The organism is Verrucomicrobiia bacterium, assembly GCA_035629175.1.
In the GTDB taxonomy this organism is placed as follows: Bacteria; Verrucomicrobiota; Verrucomicrobiia; order Limisphaerales; family DASXHY01; genus DASXHY01.
This window is the reverse complement of sequence record DASPIL010000085.1, coordinates 1-5,370: the sequence shown is the minus strand read 5'-3', so window position 1 is coordinate 5,370 and position 5,370 is coordinate 1. Positions and strand designations below refer to the sequence as shown.

The 5,370-nt window shown below is 57.3% G+C and carries 3 protein-coding genes; 2 read left to right on the top strand and 1 reads right to left on the bottom strand.

Going from position 1 to position 5,370, the window contains the following annotated elements; all coding sequences use genetic code 11:
* Positions 1-382 precede the first annotated feature (382 nt).
* Positions 383-1,483, bottom strand: a complete 1,101-nt coding sequence (locus VEH04_15120) for an SMP-30/gluconolactonase/LRE family protein (GenBank protein HYG24109.1) — start codon at positions 1,481-1,483, stop codon at positions 383-385.
* A gap of 662 nt (positions 1,484-2,145) precedes the next feature.
* Between VEH04_15120 and VEH04_15115 the strand changes: the two genes are divergently transcribed.
* Positions 2,146-3,540: a glycoside hydrolase family 28 protein gene (locus VEH04_15115; protein HYG24108.1), complete on the top strand. Its 1,395-nt coding sequence runs from the start codon at positions 2,146-2,148 to the stop codon at positions 3,538-3,540.
* A 13-nt stretch (positions 3,541-3,553) separates the two neighbouring features.
* Positions 3,554-4,957, top strand: a complete 1,404-nt coding sequence (locus tag VEH04_15110) for a glycoside hydrolase family 88 protein (GenBank protein HYG24107.1) — start codon at positions 3,554-3,556, stop codon at positions 4,955-4,957.
* Positions 4,958-5,370: the final 413 nt, after the last annotated feature.

The following is a 5,370-nucleotide window of genomic DNA, read 5'->3' as shown; positions in this document are numbered from 1 at the left end:
CCTTCTCTTCCGAGCGTAGCCGGAGGAGAAGGCCGGGAAGAGGAGGTTCTAAACTTCTGCCACCCGGCGCTTTTTTCGTGTGGTTCGTGTGATTCGTGGTTCTCTGAAGCCTTTCAATCTGGATGCAGAGGGGAAAACGGGCACGCGAATTCCGCTAATTGCCGAATTGAAGGCAAGGTGGGCGAAGGGAATTATTAACCACGAATCACACTAATCACACCAAAACAGGGCGACTGCCTTTAAGATTCTCCTTCTCTTCCGAGCGGAGCCGGAGGAGAAGGCCGGGAAGAGGAGGTTCTAACCTTCTGCCACCCCGCGCTTTTTTCGTGTGGTTCGTGTGATTCGTGGTTTTCTCACGCCCGGCTGCCGTTGGGTTGGTTAGTCACGTGATGTGTGCTCCTTGGGTCTCGACATAAACTGCGTATAGAGACTGGCTTGCGGCCATAAACAGGCGGTTTCGCTTTGTGCCGCCGAAACAAAGGTTGCCGCAAATTTCGGGAAGCCGAATAAGGCCGATTCGCTCGCCGTCGGGTGCGAACACATGCACGCCGTCGTAACCGTCGCCCGCCCATCCACCCGCAGCCCAAATATTCCCATCGACGTCCGCGCGAATGCCGTCCGCGCCGCCGCTTTTGCCCTGGAATTCCATGGAGCAGAATCGGCGCTTGTTCGTCAGTTTGCGCCCGTCCACGACATCATACACGTCAATGCCGCGCGGATTAGCGCCGCCTGTGTCTGCCACATACAGCCTTTTGTAGTCGGGTGAGAAGCAGAGTCCGTTGGGTTTGGATCCATCGTCAGCAACCATTTCGAGTTTTCGTGAGCGCGCGTCTATGCGATAGACCGCTTCCTTGATTTCCAATTCGCCTTTGTTGCCTTCGTAGTTCATCATGCTGCCGTAACCCGGGTCGGTGAACCAGATGCCGCCGTCGGGATGAACGACAGCGTCGTTCGGCGCGTTGAGCCGCTTTCCGTTCCATTGATCGGCAAGCACGGTGACATCGCCATTCTCCTCGTATCGAACCACCCGGCGGGTGCCGTGTTCGCAGGAGATCTGGCGCCCTTCGAAGTCGAACGTGTTGCCATTGCTGTTGTTGGAAGGATTTCTAAACACGCTCACGTGGCCGTCCTCTTCAAGCCATCGAAACTGCCGGTTGTTAGGGATGTCGCTCCACACGAGATATCGTCCCCGGCCGTTCCACGCGCAGCCTTCGGCCCACAGCGCTCCCGTGTGAAGCCGCTGTATGGGTGTGTTGCCGAGTTTGTATTTCTGGAATCGGGGATTCAGCGCGACGATGTCGGGATCGGGATAGCGGACGGGTTCGTTTCCGGAAAAATCGCGGGCGATGGCGTTCAGCGCGGGCGCAACAGTTAGGGCGATTGCTGCGCGCCCTGCAGCGGACAAAAACGCGCGGCGATTGGAACCTTGGAGGACTGGGAGGCTTGGATCGGCGGTCGAACAATCAGGACGGGGTGAGCGCATATCGGTTTGGAATGGGTGAACGGTCGAAGAATGGTGACGTGTTCGCGAGGCGACAAGAAAAAGTTCCGCGAAATCTGAAATGCGGTCGAAGGCAAAACGGGTTTACGCGAATTGCTCGAATTTTCGCGAATTGAAGAAAGGAAGTTTATCCACGGATGAACACGGTGCTGGACCTGAGGCCTCTGTTACCTCTGCGCGCTCCTGTTCAATGCTTTCGCGTGAGGTGATTCGGGTTCGCGTTGATTCGACAGGCGCAGACGGGGGTACGCGAATTGTCTGTTGGTTTCGTGTGATTAGTGTGTTTCGTGGTTTTCCGCTTTTTCTACTGATTGTGGGCAGACGGGCTTTTGAACAGGAGGACGCAGAGATCGCGGAGAAAGACGGGTGGGCAAATCTTTTTACCCACGGATGGAGACGGTTGAACACGGATTCGGAGGCAAAATGATCTTACGCGAATTACGGCGATTGACGCAAACTGGGAAAGGCGTTTGACCATGAATGGCCACATTCAGAGAAGGGAAGCGACCGTCGCGCTGCGCGGTCTCTCATGTGCAATTCGCGTAAGACCGTTTTCGTTGGGTTGCGCCGGGATTGGGCGTGGGAGGGAAGTTTACATTGGCGTGACAAGGGGAGGGGTTTCGGTGCAGTGTAGCCGGCATCTCATGAAAACCATTTCCGCATCCGCATTCCCGGTTTGGTCCCGATGCATGGCTTTATTCGCGTCGATTTTGTTTTTTGCCCATGCATTGGCAGGGGCTGATGCGATTGGCTGGCACTCGGTTCCGGAAATTCTCGCCCGCATCCAGGCGCCCCGGTTCCCCGAGCGGAATTTTCCTGTCACGGAATTCGGAGCCAAGGCAGATGGAGCGACGGATTGCACCGAAGCAATTCGCAAAGCGATTGCCGCGTGTCACGAAGCAGGCGGCGGGCGCGTGCTCGTCGCGGGCGGGACATTCATTACGGGCGCCGTACACTTGAAGAGCGGTGTCAATCTGCACATCGCCGAAGGCGCCACACTGAAGTTCAGCGCCGATCCCGCGAAGTTCCTGCCTGTCGTCCGCACGCGATTCGAAGGCACGGAATGCATGAACTTCTCGCCGCTCATCTATGCATTCGAGCAGGAAAACATCGGAATCACAGGCAAAGGAACGCTCGATGGATCCGCAACCTGGGAGACGTGGTGGGCGATGATTGTGCGCAACCGCGAGACCAACGCGCCTCCCAGCCATCGGACGCTGCTTCGGCATGGCGATAGCGGCACTCCCGTGGAACAACGCATTTTTGGCGAAGGCCATCTGTTGCGGCCCAACTTCGTCCAGCCCTTCCGCTGCCGGAATGTCATCATTGAGGGCGTGTTCATCACCAACTCGCCAATGTGGGTGATCAATCCCGTCCTGTGCACGAACGTCACCGTGCGCGGTGTGAAGGTCGTGAGCCACGGGCCCAACAATGATGGATGCAATCCCGACAGCAGCCGCGATGTGCTGATCGAGAATTGTGTCTTTGATACGGGCGACGATTGCATCGCGATCAAATCCGGCAAGAACGCTGACGGCCGGCGTGTCGGCATCCCGTCGGAAAACATCATCATCCGCAATTGCGAGATGAAGGACGGCCACGGTGGCGTGGTGCTCGGGAGTGAGGTGTCAGGGGGCGTGCGGAATGTGTTCGCTGAGGATTGCCGCATGGACAGCCCGAACCTGGATCGCGCGCTGCGCCTGAAGACCAATGCGGAGCGCGGTGGTGGGATCGAGAACATCTTCTTCCGCAACGTGCAGGTGGGCCGCGTCGCGCATTCGGTTTTGACGATCGATCTCGTCTATGGCCGCGTTTATGGCGGGCTGTTTCCACCCATCATTCGCAACATTGAAATGCAGAACGTCACTTCGGCTTCAAGCCCGCGGGCGTTGTGGATCGTGGGCACGACGAATTCAATCATCGAAAACGTCCGCGTGATCGATTCGACGTTCAAGGGAGTTGAAGCTGCTGATGTGCTGACGCATTCCGGTTCCGTCAGCCTGAGGAACGTAACGGTTGAACCGGTCCGAACCCGCTGAACTGAAATGCGCCATGAGAGACTCCATTGTTAATTTTTCGTGCGCTCGAATCGCCCTCGCGCTTCTCGGGCTGGTGTTGCTTCCCGTTTCAAGCGTCGCGGAAGGGCCGTATCGCAATCGCGACAATCGATCCGTTTACGATTTATCTGAGGGAACGTATCCGATTCCGTATCACATGCCTAAGCGAGAGGAGATCGTGGAGGTGCTCGGACGCATTCGCTCGTATCTGGAGAAGGCAGCGCCGACCCGCGTCATCAATGACCGAACGGGCGACCAGATTGTGGACCTTTCGGTGGCACCGATCGCGGATGCATACGCCGATCGGGGTGAAGCAAACGGGTTTTATAATCTGGATTACACGATGGGTGTGACGCACGCGGGCATGCTGTTGTGCGCTGAGGTGACGGGCGACAAGGCGTTCACGGATTTTACGGCGCGGCATTTAAGGTTCATCCAGGACGCGCTGCCATATTTTCGCGCTCAGGATGAACAATTCAAGAAGGGCCGCAGCAGCGCGTTCCGGGCAATCCTGCATACGGAATCGCTCGACGATTGCGGGGCGATGTGCGCGGCATTGATCAAGGCGAAGCATGCGGGCGTCGGCCCAAATCTCGATCCGATCATTACGCATTGGATGAACCACATCAGCACCAAACAATTCAGGCTTTCCGATGGGACATTGGCGCGCCAGCGCCCGCAGCCGGTGTCGTTATGGGGTGACGACGCTTACATGAGTATTCCCGCGCTTGCTCAGATGGGTGCGAACGGCGGGAAAGCGGAGTATCTCGACGACGCTGCGCGACAAGTGGTGCAGATGTCGGCGCGGTTGTTCGATCCGAAGATGGGATTGTACGCGCACGGGTGGCATGAGAACCAGCCATTGAATCCCGAGTTCTATTGGGGACGAGCGAACGGATGGGTGATGGTTGCAACAGTCGAGTTGCTCAGCGTGCTTCCTGAAACGCATCCACAACGCAACGCGATCCTGCAGCTGCTGCGCTCGCACATTCAGGCAGTGGCCAAGTTGCAATCAGGTTCCGGTCTCTGGCATCAGATGCTGGACAAAAACAATTCCTACCTGGAGACGTCGGCTTCAGCGATGTTCGTCTTCAGCATTGCGCGCGCGATCAATCGCGGATGGATCAGTCCTGTAAGCTATGGTTCCGTCGCGCAGGCGGGTTGGAACGCGCTGACGCAGCAGGTGAACCGGCGCGGGCAGGTGGAAGGAACGTGCGTGGGAACGACGTTTGCGAGCGATCACGTGTATTATTACAACCGTCCCACGAGCGTTTATGCGACGCACGGCTACGGTCCTGTGCTGCTCGCGGGTGCGGAAATGATCAAGCTGCTGGAGAACCCGAAGATTGATATCCAGCACAAGGTGCGGACGTATCACTACGTGCCGAAAGGAGAGTAGTGTTCGTGGCTTCGGGAACCTCTGGAGCACTGGGAATGGCGCCACCGGAGCGACTTGCAGTCGGCTTAACGCCTCGAAATGGTTGCGGATTGAAATCGTGCGGTGTTGGTCTGCATTTCTCGGATCGGAGATCGCACCCAATTTGCGGCGCGATCGGTGGGTCGATCGTTGTAAGCCGACTGCAAGTCGGCGCTCCGGCGGCGTTTCTGAACTGGACGGGGTTGGATTACGCAGCAGACGAGACGTCTGCGATACAGCAGGTTTGGCAACCTGCGCTAGTGCGCTTGGGATACAACGCACATCGCAGGGTGAGAGTCCCTGTCTGGCGGCGCTTCCCGCCAGAGACTGAAGGTAACTGCGGTTCAGAAATGAACCGTGGAGAGCAACTGGAAGTAAACGGATAGTCCGTAGAG